Here is a 15,439-nt window from a genome sequence, read left to right on the forward strand (position 1 = left end):
CAGCACCGAGACGGTCTCCAGCACGGGCATGCCCTTCATGCTGAAGGTGGCGCAGCGGTTCCCGTTCCTGCAGGCGGTGCCGGCCTACGTGGTCGCGATCGGCCCACGTCCCGAGCACGCGCCCGAGTTCGCTCGCAGGGCTCCGCAGACCATCGTCAGGTCGTGACGAACGACTCGGACGACTCGCTGAGCACCATCGCCACGGCGTGGGCGCGGTCCCGTGCGCCCAGCTTGCGCAGGATCGCCTTCACGTGGGTCTTCACGGTGTCGTTGCTGATGAAGAGCCGCTGGGCGATGCGGGCGTTGTCCATGCCCTTGGCCATCTCGGCCAGCACGTCGAACTCCCTCGCCGACAGCTGGCCGAGCGAGGCGGGCGGGGGCATCCGCGCAGGTAGGCGCGCCAGCGACCCCACCCGCGCGTCGATCGTGGCGGGAGCGCCCCGCACGGCGGCCGCGATCGTCGGCAGCAGCTCGGCCACGGGTGAGGTCTTCAGCAGGTAGGCCACCGCGCCGGCGTCGAGCGCCGCGCGGGCCCAGCTCGGACTGTCCGCATTGGACAGCACGACGACGCGGGCGCTCGGCCGGAACTGCGCCGTGTCGCGCACGGTGCGCAGCGGTCCGGCGCCCGGCACGTCGAAGTCCGTGACGACCAGGTCCACCAGTGTGCTGCGCAGACAGCGCGCAGCGTCGGCCACGGTGTGGGCGATACCCACAACGCGAAAACAATGCGTGCGGTGCAGTGAGATCCGCAGCCCCTCGGTGATGAGCTGCGAACCGTCGACGAGCAGCACACGGGTGGACGCCAGGTCCGTCATGACACCGGGAAGTTACTAGCGGGTACCCGGGGTGCGTAACCTGCCGGGCGCCGGATTGCTCCGTACGGCTACCTATTTGCGACCGGATTGGTGAGCGTTCCGAGGCCGTCCACAGTCACGGAGACCGTCTGTCCGGCCGTCAGCGGTCCGACGCCGGCCGGCGTTCCGGTCAGGATCACGTCGCCGGGGAGCAGTGTCATGATCGCGGACACGTACTCGATGAGCGACGGGATGTCGTGCACCATCAAGGAAGTACGTCCGTCTTGTTTGACTTCCCCGTCGACCTCGGTGACGACGCGGACGTCGGACGGGTCGAACTCCGTCTCGATGAACGGACCCATCGGGCAAAACGTGTCAAAACCCTTGGCGCGCATGAACTGCACGTCCTTCTTCTGCAGGTCGCGCGCCGTGACGTCGTTGGCGATGGTGTAGCCCATGATCACGCTCTTCGCCCTGGCCGCCGGCACGTCGCGGCACGGCTGGCCGATGATGACCGCGAGCTCGCCTTCGAAGTCCACGCGTTCCGAGACCGCCGGGAGCTTGATCTCCACGTTCGGCCCGACGACGGAGGTGTTCGGCTTGAAGAAGATCAACGGCTCCGCGGGGACCTCGTTGCCGAGCTCGGCCGCGTGGTCCGCGTAGTTCCGGCCCACACCGATGATCTTGGTCGGCAGGATCGGGGCGAGCAGCCTCACGTCGGCCAGCGGCCACTTCCGGCCGGTGAACGTGGGCGTGCCGAAGGGGTGTTCGGCGATCTCCGCGGCTTCGTCGCCCTGGACCTGGACGAAAGCAACGCCTTGGGGGTGAGCAATCCTGGCAATACGCACGTGTCCAACCTTAGACGGCGGCCCGGGCGAGCGCTGTGGGCCGCCGCTGGTCACTCGATCAAGACACAGCTCGCATCGCCTTGTGGGCGAGGGCGTCGCACAGCGCCAGCCAGCTCGCCTCGACGATGTTGCCGTGTACTCCCACGGTGGTCCACTCGCGTTCGCCGTCGGTCGACTCGACCAGCACGCGCGTCACCGCGTCCGTTCCGGGGTGCTCGGTGAGGATGCGCACCTTGTAGTCGGCCAGTTCCACCGCGTCCAACCAGGACAGGTGCGGCAGCAACGCCTTGCGCAGGGCCGCGTCCAGAGCGTGCACGGGACCGTTGCCCTCGGCGGTGGCGATGACCCGCTCCCCCGCCACGTGCACCTTGACCGTGGCCTCGGACACGATCTCGCCGTCCGAGCGGTGGTCCAGCACGACCCGGTACGACTCCAGCGAGAACGGCGGAGTGTCCAGCTGGGACAGTTCCCGGCGCAGCAGCAGCTCCATCGAGGCGTCGGCCGCCTCGAACGACCACCCCTTCGCTTCGAGGTCCTTGACCCGCTGCAGGGCGCTCCCCACTTCCGCTGACCGGCCGGCCAGGTCGAGCCCGAACTCACGTCCCTTGAGTTCGATGCTCGCCCGACCGGCCATCTCGGTGACCAGCACCCGCATGTCGTTGCCGACGGTGTCCGGAACGATGTGGTTGTAGAGCTCCGGATCCACCTTGATCGCGCTCGCGTGCAGACCCGCCTTGTGGGCGAATGCCGACGACCCGACATAAGCCTGGTGGGAGTCGGGTGCGATGTTCGCGATCTCGGCCAACGCATGGGAGACACGGGTGAGCTCGGCCAGTGCCCCGGTCGGGAGCACCTCCATGCCGAGCTTGGTCACGAGGTTTCCCACGACGGCGAACAGGTCCGCGTTGCCCGCTCGCTCGCCGTACCCGTTGGCGGTGCACTGCACGTGCGTCGCGCCCGCCTGAACGGCCGCGATGGTGTTCGCCACCGCGCAGGACGTGTCGTCCTGGCAGTGGATCCCGACCCGGAAACCGGTCTTCTCGACGACCTCGGCGACCGTCTCGGCGAGGCCGAGCGGCAGCTGCCCGCCGTTGGTGTCGCACAGCACGACGACGTCCGCGCCACCCTCCACAGCGGACTCCAGCACCCTGAGGCTGGTGTCCGGCGAGAAGGCGTACCCGTCGAAGAAGTGCTCCGCGTCGAGGAAGACGCGCCTTCCGTGGTCCTTCAGGTGTTTGACGGTGTCCCGCACCATCCGCAGGTTCTCGTCGGCGTCCGTGCGCAGCGCCCGTTCGATGTGCCGCAGGTCCGACTTGGCCACCAGCGTCACGACCGGCGCCTGCGAGTCGAGAAGTGCCTTGACCTGCGGGTCTTCTTCTACCCTGATGCCGGCCTTGCGCGTCGCCCCGAACGCGACCAGCTTGGCGTGCTTGAGGTCCAGGTCACCGGCCGCCGCCCTGGCGAAGAACTCCGTGTCCTTCGGGAGCGCACCGGGCCAGCCGCCCTCGATGAAACCGACTCCCAGCCCGTCCAGGAGCCTCGCCACTGCGAGCTTGTCCGTCACGGAGTACGAGATGCCCTCACGTTGTGCGCCATCGCGCAGCGTCGTGTCGTAGACGTGGAACTCGTCGGTCGGGCCGGCCATCGGGGGTCATCTCCTCGTATCCGGGGGTGTCCGGGGCTGTCCGGGCAAACAAAAAGACCCCCCGCGGATGCGAGAGGTCTGCGCGTCGGGTGCCTGGGGCGGCAACTACCCGACGCGCTCGTCGATAATGATGGCGAGATGGTGAACCATGGTGGGGATGCTGCCACAGGTTCGGGTGGGGTACCAAGGGGTGGGGGGTTATCTCCCACTATCTGGTCATGGGGTGTGGCTCTTGGTGCGGGTCGGCTTCGCCGTTGCCCGTGCGGGTTCCGGTTCCAGCGGAGGGGTCACCTTGGCCGTGGCTTGTCGCCTTGCGTGCGTGGTCCCTCGGGCATTGTCGACGCCGGGTTGTTCATCTTGGGTGTGCCTCGGCTTCGTCATCGGCCTGCGTTGACTGGTTGGTGGCCGCTGGCTGTTGGCTTATGCGGCTGCCAGGAACTTTGCGAAGGCTTCGATGGATGCCGGGTTGCGCGGGCCTTCCACCAGTGCCGCGTAGGGCAGCGAGTAGTAGCGCTTGTTCTTGACGGCTGGTGTGTTGGTGAGCGGTGCGAAGCCTTCCAGGAACGCCTGCTTTTGTGCGGGCGTGTTCGCCTCGCCGTCGGCGTAGTCCACGATCAGGATGACGTCGGGGTTGCGTTGTACTACTGCCTCCCAGTTCACCGTGGTCCAGCTGTCGTTGAGGTCGCCGAAGATGTTGTCGCCGCCCGCCTTGCTGATGATGTCCTGCGGGGCCGCGTTCTTGCCCGAGGTGAAGGGCTGGTCCTGGCCGCTGTCGTAGAGGAACACCTTGGGCCTGGGCTTGCCTGCCGTCAGGCGTTCGGCCTCGTCGATCTGTCGCTGGTAGGACTTCACGAGCTCTTCGGCCCTGGCCTCCACTCGGAAGATCTTGCCGAGGTTGCGCAGGTCTGTGTAGAGCGCTTCCAGTGCGGGCATGATGCCTCGTTGCTTGCCCACGCCGTTGCGGCAGGCCTCGGTCAGTTGGTAGGTGCCGATTCCCAGTTGTTCCAGGGAATCCGGGGTGAAGCCTGTGCTTTCGCTGAAGCCGTAGTTCCAGCCTGCGAAGACGAGGTCGGCGTTGGCGCCCTGGACCACCTCTTTGGAGATCTTGTCTGCCAGCTTCGTGGAGCTGTCGAAGTCTGACTTCCAGGGTGAGGTCTGGAGGTCCGCGGTGTTGTTCCCGTCTACCACGTAGCCCGCCATGTGGTTCTTCAGGCCCAACGCGAACATCAGTTCGGTGATGCCTGTGTCGTTCGTGACCACTTTGGACGGCACCTTGTCGAAGGTGACCTGCCGGCCGCAGTTCGTGATGGTCACCGGGTCAGGGGCTGAGGTGTCCTGGGCGACCGTTGCGCCGCATCCCGTGGCCAGGAGCAGGGTTGCCAGGGTCAGGGCGGTTCTCAAGGGGTGACCTCCTGGTCGAACAGGAGCTGGGGGACTCCCGTGGTGGGGTGGCGCACCACGTGTGCCGTTACGTGGAAGACCTTGGCGATCAGTTCGGGTGTCAGGACTTCTTCCGGGGTGCCGGAGGCGACCAGTCGTCCCTCGTCCAGCACGTGCAGGCGGTCGCAGTAGGAGGCGGCGAGGTTGAGGTCGTGCAGGACGGTCAGGACTGTGATGCCGAGGCCGCGTGTCAGGGACAGCACGTCCAGCTGGTGGCGGATGTCCAGGTGGTTGGTCGGCTCGTCCAGGACCAGGACTCTGGGTTCCTGGGCGATGGCTCGTGCGATCAGGACTCGCTGGCGTTCGCCGCCGGAGAGGCTCAGGAAGCTGCGGGAGGCGAGGTGTTCCACGTCCACTGTGGTCAGGGCTTCGGTCACCACCGCTCGGTCGTGTGCCGGGGAGCGGTCGTGGGGCAGGCGGCCCATCTCCACCACCTCGGACACGGTGAAGTCGAACTCGACCTGCGACTCCTGGGTCAGGGCGGAGAGCTCTCGGGCCAGAGCCTGTCGTTTGTGGACGTTCTGGCCGTCGATCAGCACTGCGCCCGCGTCCGGTCTCAGGGCTCGGTAGACGCAGCGCAGGGTTGTGGACTTGCCGCTGCCGTTCGGGCCGACGATGCCGACTACCTCGTTCGAGGCGTGCAGGGTGATGTCCTCGATGATGCCGTTGACCGTCAGGTGCTCGATGTCCACGCGCATCAACGGCCTCCGAAAACGTAGGTCTTGCGGCGCATGAGGAAGATGAAGCACGGCACGCCGATCGCGGCTGTGATGACGCCCAGCGGGAGTTCTTCCGGTGCGGCCAGCATGCGGGCGGCCACGTCCACCCAGACCAGGAACGACGCTCCGGCGAGCGGTGCCAGCGGGAGCACGCGGCGGTGGTCCGCGCCCACGACCATCCGCGTCAGGTGCGGCAGCATCAAGCCGACGAAACCGACGGCGCCGCTCACCGCCACCAGTACGCCGGTGATGCCCGCGGTGACGATGAACAGGTGGGTGCGGAACCGGGTCACGGCGAGGCCCAGCGTGGTCGCGGTCTCGTCGCCCATCGCCAGCGCGTTGAGCTGGCGCGCCCTGGTCATCAGGTAGACGATCCCGGCCGCCGTCACGACGGTGGCGATGGGCAGCGACTGCCAGTTCGCCCCGCCCAGGCTGCCCAGCAACCAGAACATGGCGCTGCGGGCCGCCTCGCCGTGCGGGGCCTGGAACACCAGCAGCATCGCCACCGCCGAGAACCCGTACGCCAGCGCGGTTCCGGTCAGCACCAGCCGCAGCGGTGTGAGCCCTCGGCTCGTGCGCGCGGTGATGTAGACCAGCGCCGTGGCGCCGAGGCCCGTCAGGAACGCGCCCGTGGACAGCGCGTAGACACCGAGGCCTTGCAGGACCCCCAGCGTCGCCACGGCCGTCGCGCCCACGCTCGCGCCGGACGAGATGCCGAGGACGTACGGGTCCGCGAGGGCGTTGCGGACCATCGCCTGGATCGCCACGCCGACGGCGCTCAGACCGGCGCCGACGACCGCGGCCAGCAGCACTCGGGGCAGCCTGATGTCCCAGACGATGTGGTACTGACCTGCGAGGCCGGCGGGAACCGTGCCGCCTGTCAGCGCCGCCCACAGCAGGTCGAGGGTGACACCGAACGGGACGGAGACGGGGCCGAGAGCCACGCCCGCGACGACGCTGACGACGAGCACGCCCACGAGCGCGCTGATCTTGGAGATCACTGGGTCCCTTCCCGCAGTCCACGGCAGGAGTCGGAGGTGGTGTGCACGCCGTGTGCGGGTATTCGGGCTCGTTCCCCGGGTGCGGGGACCTACCGTTGCGGGTCAGCGCCGGACTTCGACCGGACTTCCCCCACGCACGACTTCAGTGACCCTACCTGCGGAAACAGAAATTCCAACAATTCTGCGGGTGTGATGTCGATCCGGGCCCGGTGTCGTTCGACCTCTGGACGTCAGCGAGCAGGACGCCGAAGAGGAGACACACCGTGAAGTTCATGCTGATCATGCGCGCCACCGACGAGGCCTACGCGACCATGGGCGAGGTCGGCTTCGACAAGATGCTCGAGGTGGTCGGTCAGTACAACGAGGAGATGATCCGCGCCGGCGTGCTGCTGTCCGCCGAGGGCCTCTCCGACCCGTCCGAGGGCGTCGTCGTCGACTTCTCCTCCGAGCCCCCGGTCGTCACGGACGGGCCGTACGGGGAGACCAAGGAGCTGTTCAACGGCTTCTACGTCATCAACGTCGCCTCTCAGGAAGAGGCGGTCGAGTGGGCCAGGCGCATGCCGTTCAGCGGTCCCGGCTTCAAGACCGAGATCCGCCGCGTGCCGACGATCGACGAGTTCCCGCAGGACAACGAGTGGATCAAGAAGGAGCGCGCGTGGCGTGAGGCCCACGGCCAGCTCTGATCGCGCGGGGAAACGCCGAAGCCCGGCCGGAGATCTCCGGCCGGGCTTCGAAACGTCTGTCCTCGCTCAGCCCGTGCGCACGTTCGACGACACGAGAGCGGCGAGCCTGTCACCGATCGCGTACGTGGCGCCCGGCGACTGGTGGTCGCGGGTCGCCAGGTCGAACGCCACGGAGGCCTCGATCCTGCGCGCCGACTCGTGCTCGCCGAGGTGGTCGAGCAACAGCGCCACCGACAGCACGGCTGCCGTCGGGTCGGCGATGCCCTGGCCCGCGATGTCGGGTGCCGAGCCGTGCACCGGCTCGAACATCGACGGGTTGCGGCGCGTCACGTCCATGTTTCCCGACGCGGCCAGGCCGATGCCACCCGTGACGGCGGCGGCGAGGTCGGTCAGGATGTCGCCGAACAGGTTGTCCGTCACGATCACGTCGTACCGGCCGGGGTCGGTGACGAGGTGGATCGTGGCCGCGTCGACGTGCTGGTACGCCACGGTCACGTCCGGGTGCTGCAACGAGACCTCCTCGACCACGCGCGACCACAACGAGCCGGCGTGCGTGAGGACGTTCGTCTTGTGCACCAGCGTCAGGTGCCTGCGCGGACGGGCCGCCGCACGCGCGAACGCGTCGCGGACCACCCGCTCGACGCCGAACGAGGTGTTCAGCGAGACCTCGGTGGCGATCTCGTGCGGCGTGTCCTTGCGCAGCAGGCCACCGTTGCCCGCGTACGGGCCCTCGGTGCCCTCGCGCACCACCACCATGTCGATCTCCGGCGGGTCCGCGAGCGGGCTGCGGACGCCGGGGTAGAGACGAGCGGGGCGGAGGTTCACGTGGTGGTCGAGCTCGAAGCGCAGCCTCAGAAGCAGGCCCCGCTCCAGAATTCCGCTCGGCACCGACGGGTCGCCCACCGCGCCGAGCAGGATCGCGTCGTGCTGGCGAAGCTCCCCCAGCACCGACTCGGGCAACAACTCTCCCGTGGCGTGCCAGCGCGCCGCGCCGAGGTCGTAGCGAGTGATCTCGGCCGCCGGAACGACCTCGTTGAGGACCTTCAGGGCCTCAGCGATGACCTCGGGCCCGATCCCGTCTCCTGGGATCACTGCGAGCCGCATCCACACACCTCCCAGGTGTCCGTCCCCAATTAGTGGGACTACTTTCCTTCGCGAAAGGCTACCGGCATCGCGGCCGCTCGCCGCATGCCGGACACCCTTTCGGGGTGTTCTCTCCCGTACTGCGGGACACCCACACGGCCCATTCCCACTTTCGAGTGTCACTCGACCGCAGGAAGGGGGTCGCGTCAAGGGGTGACGACCGGCAGTTCCTCCCCGTGACGCGGCAGGAGGCCCGGCTCCCCACGAGGACCCGGGCCTCCCGTCAAACATCCGACCTGGTGGCCGTCAGTGAGCGCCGCCCCGGCCGCTCGACCTCACCGTGACGACCGACGCGCGGTCACCGTTGGCGTTGTGGTGGTTGAGGACCAGCAAGCCCTCGGACTTGTCCGCCTTCAGCGCGGCGTCGTCCTTGTTGACCACGAGCGCCGTGCCCGGCTTCGCGAGGTACGACAGCGCCGCTTCGCCGCCGCCCTGCGCCCACAGACCCGGCTTGAGCGGGTCGAAGGACAGGTTGCGGTCGATGACGTCGACCAGCTTGTTCGCGTTGCCCGGCGCCGCGTAGTAGCCGCCGGTGCCGACGACGTACGAGATCCGCGACGTGTTCTTCGACGGGTCGATGCCCAGTGCCGTCAGCAGGACCGGCAGGACCACGACGTTGGTGTCCTGCACGTTCGCGTCCACGTCGCCGAACAGGCCGTTGACGCCCTGGATGTCGACGGTCTCGCCCGTCCTGAGGTCGACGGTGGTCGCGACCAGGAGGTCGGTGTCGGTCAGGCGGCTCGCGTGCGTCTCGAAGTCCGCCGTGCCGTCGCCGTTGGTGTCGATGTCGACGAACGGGACCGTGTTGGTGCCGAGGTTGTACCAGTTGCCCCACGTCGCGACACCGAACGCGAGCAGCGACTCCTCGGGCCTGCCCTGCGCCTTGGCGAGCGGGGCCGTGGAGGCCGCGCCGACGTAGCGCAGGTCGCCGCCCTTGGCGGTCTCGTTGAGCGCGCAGTTCTCGGTGACGTTGCGGCGGCAGTCGCGCAGCTTCGGCGACTGGGCCTGCAGCTCGAGGACGCTGACCAGCGAGCGGTAGGCCTGCGAGCCGGTGCCCTGGTCGAGGCCCTTGCCGGTCAGGTTCAGCACGGCCTGCTTGTCGTCGCCCCGGAACTTGAGGCTGTCGGCGGTGTCGATGTCCGCGACGGGCTTCGGCGCCGAGTAGACCGACAGGCGCAGCGGCACGGTGGCGCCGGCGGTCGGCGTGAGGGTCACGCGACCGGAGGCGTCCGCGAGGAACTGGCGCGGCGTGTCGAGCTGCGTCGGGACGACGGTCGGGTCGACCGTCTTGCGCAGCGCCTTCGGGTCGTCGATCTTCAGCGTCACCCTGACGCGGGCGACGCCGCGCGGGCTCAGCTTCACCTTGTCCTGCGAGAGCACGTAGCTCACGCCGGGGATCGTCGTGGCGGCGGTGTAGCCGAGCTTGTACTCGACCGCCTTCGTCGACTTGTTGACGATCTTGATGGTCTTGCTCTTCGAGACCGGCCTGGAGACCTCGACGACGCCGAAGTTCGCGCTGACGTAGCCGTTGTCCTCCTCGACGTAGGCGAGGACCTGGTTGTCGATCGCGGACTTGCCGTCCACGCGGCCGGTGCCGACGCGGTTGGGGGCGAAGGTCTTGCCGTCCTCCTTCACGTCAGCGCCCGCGGTGTTCATGATCGCGGCCTTGACCTCTTCCAGCGTCCAGTCCGGGTGCGTCTGGCGCACCAGGGCCGCGATGCCGGCGACGTGCGGGGACGCCATCGAGGTGCCGGAGATGACCGAGCGGTCGTTGCCGGAACCGACGGCGGTGGACGAGATCGTGTCACCGGGCGCCGCGACGTCCGGCTTGATCGACTGACCGCGCGTGCCGCGGCTCGTGAACGAGCTCGGTGTGTCCGAAATGGACTGGTCGTACGTCGGCGTCGAGGTGCGCAGGACACCCGCGAGGCGGACGACCAGCGTGCCCGCGTTCAGCGCCGGGCGCACCTGGGCGGTGGCGTCACCGGTGAACTGGAACATCGGGATGGCCGCGTTGCCCGCGATGCCCGCCGCGAAGTTGTTCAGGGTGGAGGAGAGCAGCACGCCCTGGCCGCCCGCGGCCTGCACGTTGTTGGCGCGCACACCGGAACCGCAACGGCGCGTGGCGTCGTTGTCGTCCCACTCCAGCCAGACGAACTTGCCCGCGACCGCGTCGGTGATCGCCTGGCAGCCGTCGAGGTTGCCCGCCTGCGTCAGCTTCACGACCGGCAGGGTCTTGTCGTAGCCGAGGTAGCCGGTGAAGTTCTGGCTGTACTGGCCGGGCTTCTGCCCCTGGCCCTGCACCTCGGCGCCGTCGCGCAGCACGAACGAGTCGCGCACGGACGCGACGGTCAGCGCCTCGGGCGTGTTGCCCGGCGAGCCGCCGATGTCGTAGAGGTCGCCGCCGTTGCCCGCGGAGAAGACCGGCATGACGCCGACCTTGTAGAGCTTCTTGACGAAGAGGCTGTCGGGGTCGTCCGGGGCGCCGTAGTCGGAGCCGAGCGACAGGTTGACCACGTCGAGGTGGTCGGAGAAGTCGCCGTCGCCGTCGGGGTCGAGCGACCAGTCGAGCGCCTGCGAGGTGACGTTGGTCGAGCCGTCGCAGCCGAAGACCTTCAGCGCGTAGACGAGGGCCTTCGGCGCGGTGCCGGGGCCGATCTTCATCGCGTTGAGCTTCTCGGCGTCCAGCTTGGTGTAGTCGCCCTTGAACGTGCTGCCGTCGGCGTTCTCGCCGAAGCCGGCCGTGGTGCCCGCGACGTGCGAGCCGTGGCCGTTGCAGTCGATGGGGTTGGGGTCGGGCTTCGGCGTGTTGATCGCCGGGTCGTCGCTCTCCCCGTCGTACTCCTCGCCGACGAAGTCGTAGCCGCCGACGACCTTCGCGGTCGGGAAGTTCGGGTCCTTCGCGCGCGGGTCGACGGCGCGGAACGCGTCGACCGTGCCGGGGCCGCCGAAGTTCGCGTGCGTGTAGTCGACGCCGGTGTCGATGATGCCGACGCGCACGTCGTCACCGAGCTTGCCGTACTGCTGCCAGACGTCGAGCGTCCTGGTGAGCTGGACGGCGTTCGAGTTCTGGCGCTTCTTCGGCACGACCGGGTAGACCGCGAGAACGTCCGGGCGCTGCGCGAGGTCGCGGACCTTCTGCGCGTCCGCCTTCACGACGACGCCGGGGACGCCGTTGGAGGTGCGGTACAGCTCCCTGGTCCCGGTGTCGGCGCTCTTGAGCTGGCCGACGACCTGGTCCGCGGTGGCGGAGACGTCGTCCTTCGCCTGCTTGGCTGCCTGCTTCGCGACAACCTTCCCCTGGCTCTTCTTCTCCTCGAACGCGTCGACGGCCGGCTTGCGGTCGAGCGCGACGAACGCGGTGACCGCGCCGGAGGAGTTCAGCCTGGGAGAAACCTTGAGGTGCAACGCTTTCGCGTCCAGCCCGTGTGCACCCTTGACCGGCTGCGCGAGCGGGTCGCTCTGCGCCTGAGCCGTAGCGGGTGCGATCAGCAGTGTGGTGATGGCGGAGAACACCACCAGACTCGATCGTCTTTTCACAGCGTTTGCCCCAACCGAGGTGTGCGTCTTCGACCTGAATCAGTGCCGCGCCCTCTACGGCACAGGTCGACCTCGTGGGGAACCTAATCGCTGTTCACGTCTCCGCGATTGCCCCGAAAGTATGAATGTTGTCTACGGAGTGTTGCCTGTTACGCGTTCGTTGTGAACGGCGATAGCCACGGGAAGGGGACTTTGCCGTCCCCTTCCCGGTTTGTCGTGACTATCCGAAGTCGACAGAGCGGACCGTGCGCGCACCCACGGCGGCACCGATCGGGTCGAGCACCTGCGTGTCGACCGGGCGGTCCACGCGCAGCACCATCACGGCGTCGTCGCCGGTCTGGCTGATCTGCGCGGCCTCGATGTTCACGCCGGCCTCGCCGAGCAGCGTGCCGACGGTGCCCATGACGCCAGGACGGTCCGGGTACTCCAGCAGCAGCACGGTGCCCTCGGCCCGGAGGTCGAAGTTGCGGCCGTTGATGTTGACCAGCTTCTCGACCTGCGCGATGCCGCTGACGGTGCCGGACACGCTGTTGGTCGTGCCGTCGGCCTGCACGGCCTTGACCGTGACGAGGCTGCGGTGGTTCGGGCTCTCGGTCTCCTTGACGACCTCGACGGTGACGCCGAGGTCCGCGGCGAGCTGCGGCGCGTTGACGAACGTCACCTGCGACTCGACGACCTTGGAGAACACACCGCGCAGCGCGGCGAGCGGCAGCACCGCGACGTCCTCATTGGACAGCTCACCGCGCACCTCGACCGTGACGCTGGTCGGGGCCTTCGGCGACAGTGCGCTGAGGAAGGTGCCGAGCTTCTGCACCAGCGGCAGGTACGGGCGCACCTCCTCGCCGACGGCGCCACCCTGGACGTTGACGGCGTCCGGCACGAACTCGCCGGCGAGCGCGAGGACGACGCTCTTCGCGACGTCCGTGCCCGCGCGGTCCTGGGCCTCGGTGGTGGAGGCGCCGAGGTGCGGCGTGACGACGATGCCCGGCACGTTGAACAGCGGGCTCTCGGTCGTCGGCTCGGTGGAGAAGACGTCGACGCCGGCACCGCCGACCTGGCCCTCCTTGACGGCCTCCGCGAGGGCTTCCTCGTCGATGAGGCCACCGCGGGCGGCGTTGACGATGATGACGCCGCGCTTGGCCTTCGCCAGCTGCTCCGCGCCGATGAGACCCTTGGTCTCCGGCGTCTTCGGCAGGTGGATGCTGATGGCGTCGGCGCGTTCGAGCAGCTCTTCGAGGCTCACGAGCTCGATGCCGAGCTGGGCGGCGCGCTGCGCGGACACGTACGGGTCGTACGCGATGAGCTCGACGCCGAACGCGGCGATGCGCTGCGCGAACAGCTGGCCGATCTTGCCGAGACCCACGACGCCGACGGTCTTGCCGTTGAGCTCGACGCCGTTGAACTTGCTGCGCTTCCACTCGTGGTTCTGCAGCGTCTCGTGGGCGGCGGGGATCTGCCGCGCGACGCTCAGCAGCAGCGCGACGGCGTGCTCGGCCGCACTGACGATGTTGGACGTCGGGGCGTTGACGACCATCACGCCGTTCTGCGTGGCGGCCGGGACCTCGACGTTGTCCAGGCCCACACCCGCGCGGGCGACGACCTTGAGCCTGCGGGTGGCGGCGAACACCTCGGCGTTGACCTGGGTGGCGGACCTGACGAGCAGGGCGTCCGCGTCCTGCACGGCCTCGAGGAGGGCCGCGCGGTCGGTTCCGTCTACGTGGCGCACTTCGACGCCTTCGCCGAGAGCGTCCAAAACGGACGGTGCGAGCTTCTCGGCGATGAGGACAACGGGTCGGCTCGTGTTGGTCACGGACATCGCTCCCAGGAAGGGTCGGATCGTGGGGCGCGGGCGTGGTCGGGGGCGGCTCGCCCGCGCCGACCGGGCACCGCAATGTGTCCGGACTGTTAACGAGCATAGTCAGGAGGCTTGCGGCTCGTTCTCGGCGGGTGGCTCAGGTCACTGTGCGCGTCCTGTGGGATGGGACGTTGTTTGCGCTGGTTACCTGGGCCTGGTGGGTGGGGCGTTTGGGTATGGATGAGTTTGGGGGGTGTTGGTCGGGTTTTGGTGGAGCGGCTTGTGTCAGCTGGTTGGGTGCGCTCGTTGCTGTCGCATCGATAGCGGTTGGGCTACACCGCTACCCAGCGGTTCACAGGGCTGTCCGGCTCGCTTCGCATCGCGGCTTCGGGTGTGCTTCGCCGTCGGCCCGCGCGGGCGGGTGGGTGGTCGCCTTGCGTCGTTGTGTTACCAGGGCTCGTCGAACTCGCCGTCCTTCGCGCCCGCCACGAAGGCGTCCCACTCCGCCATCGTGAAGACGAGGACGGGTTCCAGCTGCTTGGAGTTGCGCATGGCTACGTACGTGGCGCCGTCGGTGTGTTCCACGAAGGCGATTTCCACGTGGCCGTCTTCCGGTTCCGGCTCGGGTGGGCGCTTCCACTCGGCGTTGCGGAGGTCCAGGTTGCCGCGCACGTGGGCCTTGTCGTCGTAGATCGGCGCGCTCTCGGTCATGCCGGAGAAGCTAGCGGATGCCGTCGCGGGGAAAGCGGAAAGGCCCGCGGCGCGTCATGTGCGCGCCGCGGGCCTTTCCGGGGTGAGGTCGTCGAGAGCTCAGGCGGTCTCGGTGATCGGGCGGTCGACCCACGACATCATGTCGCGGAGCTTCTTGCCCGTTGCCTCGATCGGGTGGTTCTCGCCCTCCTGCTGGAGCTTCTTGTAGTTCGCGCGGCCGTTGTCGTCCTCGGCCACCCACTCGTTCGCGAAGGTGCCGTCCTGGATCTCGCCCAGGATCTTCTTCATCTCCTCCTTCACCGCGGGGGTGATGACACGCGGGCCGCGGGTCAGGTCACCGAACTCGGCGGTGTCGGAGATCGAGTAGCGCATGCGGGCGATGCCGCCCTCGTACATGAGGTCGACGATCAGCTTCAGCTCGTGGAGGCACTCGAAGTACGCGACCTCGGGGGCGTAGCCCGCCTCGGTGAGGACCTCGAAGCCCGCCTGGACCAGGGCAGAGGCGCCACCGCAGAGGACGGCCTGCTCGCCGAAGAGGTCGGTCTCGGTCTCCTCCTTGAACGTCGTCTTGATGACGCCCGCGCGGGTGCCGCCGATGCCCTTGGCATAGGACAGGGCCAGCGCCTGGGCGTTGCCGGAGGCGTCCTGCTCGACGGCGATGAGCGCGGGGACGCCCTTGCCGTCGACGAACTGGCGGCGGACCAGGTGGCCGGGGCCCTTCGGGGCGACCATGGCGACGTCCACACCGGACGGTGCGGTGATGAGGCCGTAGCGGATGTTGAAGCCATGGCCGAAGAAGATCGCGTCGCCCTCGTTCAGGTTCGCGGCGATCTCGTTGGCGTAGATGTGGCGCTGCGCGGTGTCGGGCGCCAGGATCATGATCACGTCGGCCCACGCGGAGACCTCGGCCGGGGTGCCGACCTCGAGGCCCTCTTCCTCGGCCTTGGCGCGGGACTTGGAGCCCTCCTGCAGGCCGATGCGGACCTCGACGCCCGAGTCGCGCAGGGACAGCGCGTGGGCGTGGCCCTGGCTGCCGTAGCCGATCACGGCCACCTTGCGGCCCTGGATGATGCTCAGGTCGGCATCGTCGTCGTAGAAGATCTCGACGCTCACAGTGTTT

Annotated in this window: 12 protein-coding genes and 1 riboswitch; of the genes, 1 reads left to right on the forward strand and 11 read right to left on the reverse strand. The window is 68.4% G+C overall.

The window, feature by feature from the left end; translation table 11 throughout:
• Window positions 1-155: 155 nt before the first annotated feature.
• The 6 genes from VM306_RS33650 to VM306_RS33675 all read right to left on the reverse strand — a co-directional run bounded on the left by VM306_RS33650 (window position 156) and on the right by VM306_RS33675 (window position 6,447).
• Complete coding sequence (locus VM306_RS33650) at window positions 156-815, reverse strand: response regulator transcription factor (RefSeq protein WP_325522110.1); 660 nt, start codon at window positions 813-815, stop codon at window positions 156-158.
• A 68-nt stretch (window positions 816-883) separates the two neighbouring features.
• The gene (locus tag VM306_RS33655; protein WP_325522112.1) at window positions 884-1,642 is read right to left on the reverse strand and encodes a fumarylacetoacetate hydrolase family protein; all 759 of its coding nucleotides are present in this window, start codon (window positions 1,640-1,642) and stop codon (window positions 884-886) included.
• Between the two features lie 58 nt (window positions 1,643-1,700).
• Window positions 1,701-3,287, reverse strand: a complete 1,587-nt coding sequence (gene cimA, locus VM306_RS33660; RefSeq protein ID WP_325522114.1) for a citramalate synthase — start codon at window positions 3,285-3,287, stop codon at window positions 1,701-1,703.
• 420 nt (window positions 3,288-3,707) lie between these two features.
• Window positions 3,708-4,688, reverse strand: coding sequence for an ABC transporter substrate-binding protein (locus VM306_RS33665; protein WP_325522116.1), 981 nt, complete (start codon window positions 4,686-4,688; stop codon window positions 3,708-3,710).
• Window positions 4,685-5,425, reverse strand: a complete 741-nt coding sequence (locus VM306_RS33670) for an ABC transporter ATP-binding protein (protein ID WP_325522118.1) — start codon at window positions 5,423-5,425, stop codon at window positions 4,685-4,687. Before VM306_RS33670 ends, VM306_RS33665 begins: the two co-directional genes overlap by 4 nt.
• The gene (locus tag VM306_RS33675) at window positions 5,425-6,447 is read right to left on the reverse strand and encodes an iron ABC transporter permease (protein ID WP_325522120.1); all 1,023 of its coding nucleotides are present in this window, start codon (window positions 6,445-6,447) and stop codon (window positions 5,425-5,427) included. Before VM306_RS33675 ends, VM306_RS33670 begins: the two co-directional genes overlap by 1 nt.
• 39 nt (window positions 6,448-6,486) lie before the next feature.
• Window positions 6,487-6,616, reverse strand: a riboswitch (cobalamin riboswitch).
• Between the two features lie 94 nt (window positions 6,617-6,710).
• Between VM306_RS33675 and VM306_RS33680 the strand changes: the two genes are divergently transcribed.
• Window positions 6,711-7,130, forward strand: coding sequence for a YciI family protein (locus VM306_RS33680; protein ID WP_325522122.1), 420 nt, complete (start codon window positions 6,711-6,713; stop codon window positions 7,128-7,130).
• A 66-nt stretch (window positions 7,131-7,196) separates the two neighbouring features.
• On the opposite strand, the gene VM306_RS33685 is transcribed toward VM306_RS33680, so the two are convergent.
• From VM306_RS33685 to ilvC, 5 genes are all read right to left on the reverse strand, one after another.
• The gene (locus VM306_RS33685; RefSeq protein ID WP_325522125.1) at window positions 7,197-8,234 is read right to left on the reverse strand and encodes a 3-isopropylmalate dehydrogenase; all 1,038 of its coding nucleotides are present in this window, start codon (window positions 8,232-8,234) and stop codon (window positions 7,197-7,199) included.
• Window positions 8,235-8,519: 285 nt separating this feature from the next.
• Window positions 8,520-11,792, reverse strand: a complete 3,273-nt coding sequence (locus tag VM306_RS33690; RefSeq protein ID WP_325522126.1) for a S8 family serine peptidase — start codon at window positions 11,790-11,792, stop codon at window positions 8,520-8,522.
• A 241-nt stretch (window positions 11,793-12,033) separates the two neighbouring features.
• Window positions 12,034-13,623, reverse strand: coding sequence for a phosphoglycerate dehydrogenase (gene serA / locus VM306_RS33695; RefSeq protein WP_325522128.1), 1,590 nt, complete (start codon window positions 13,621-13,623; stop codon window positions 12,034-12,036).
• Between the two features lie 432 nt (window positions 13,624-14,055).
• A complete protein-coding gene (locus VM306_RS33700; protein WP_325522130.1) occupies window positions 14,056-14,319 on the reverse strand; it encodes a DUF397 domain-containing protein in 264 nt (87 codons plus the stop codon).
• Between the two features lie 99 nt (window positions 14,320-14,418).
• Window positions 14,419-15,432 (reverse strand): ketol-acid reductoisomerase, encoded by a 1,014-nt coding sequence (gene ilvC / locus VM306_RS33705; RefSeq protein ID WP_325522132.1) that lies wholly within the window; start codon window positions 15,430-15,432, stop codon window positions 14,419-14,421.
• Window positions 15,433-15,439: the final 7 nt, after the last annotated feature.

It is taken from the genome of Lentzea sp. (assembly GCF_035525475.1).
In the GTDB taxonomy this organism is placed as follows: domain Bacteria; phylum Actinomycetota; class Actinomycetes; order Mycobacteriales; family Pseudonocardiaceae; genus Lentzea.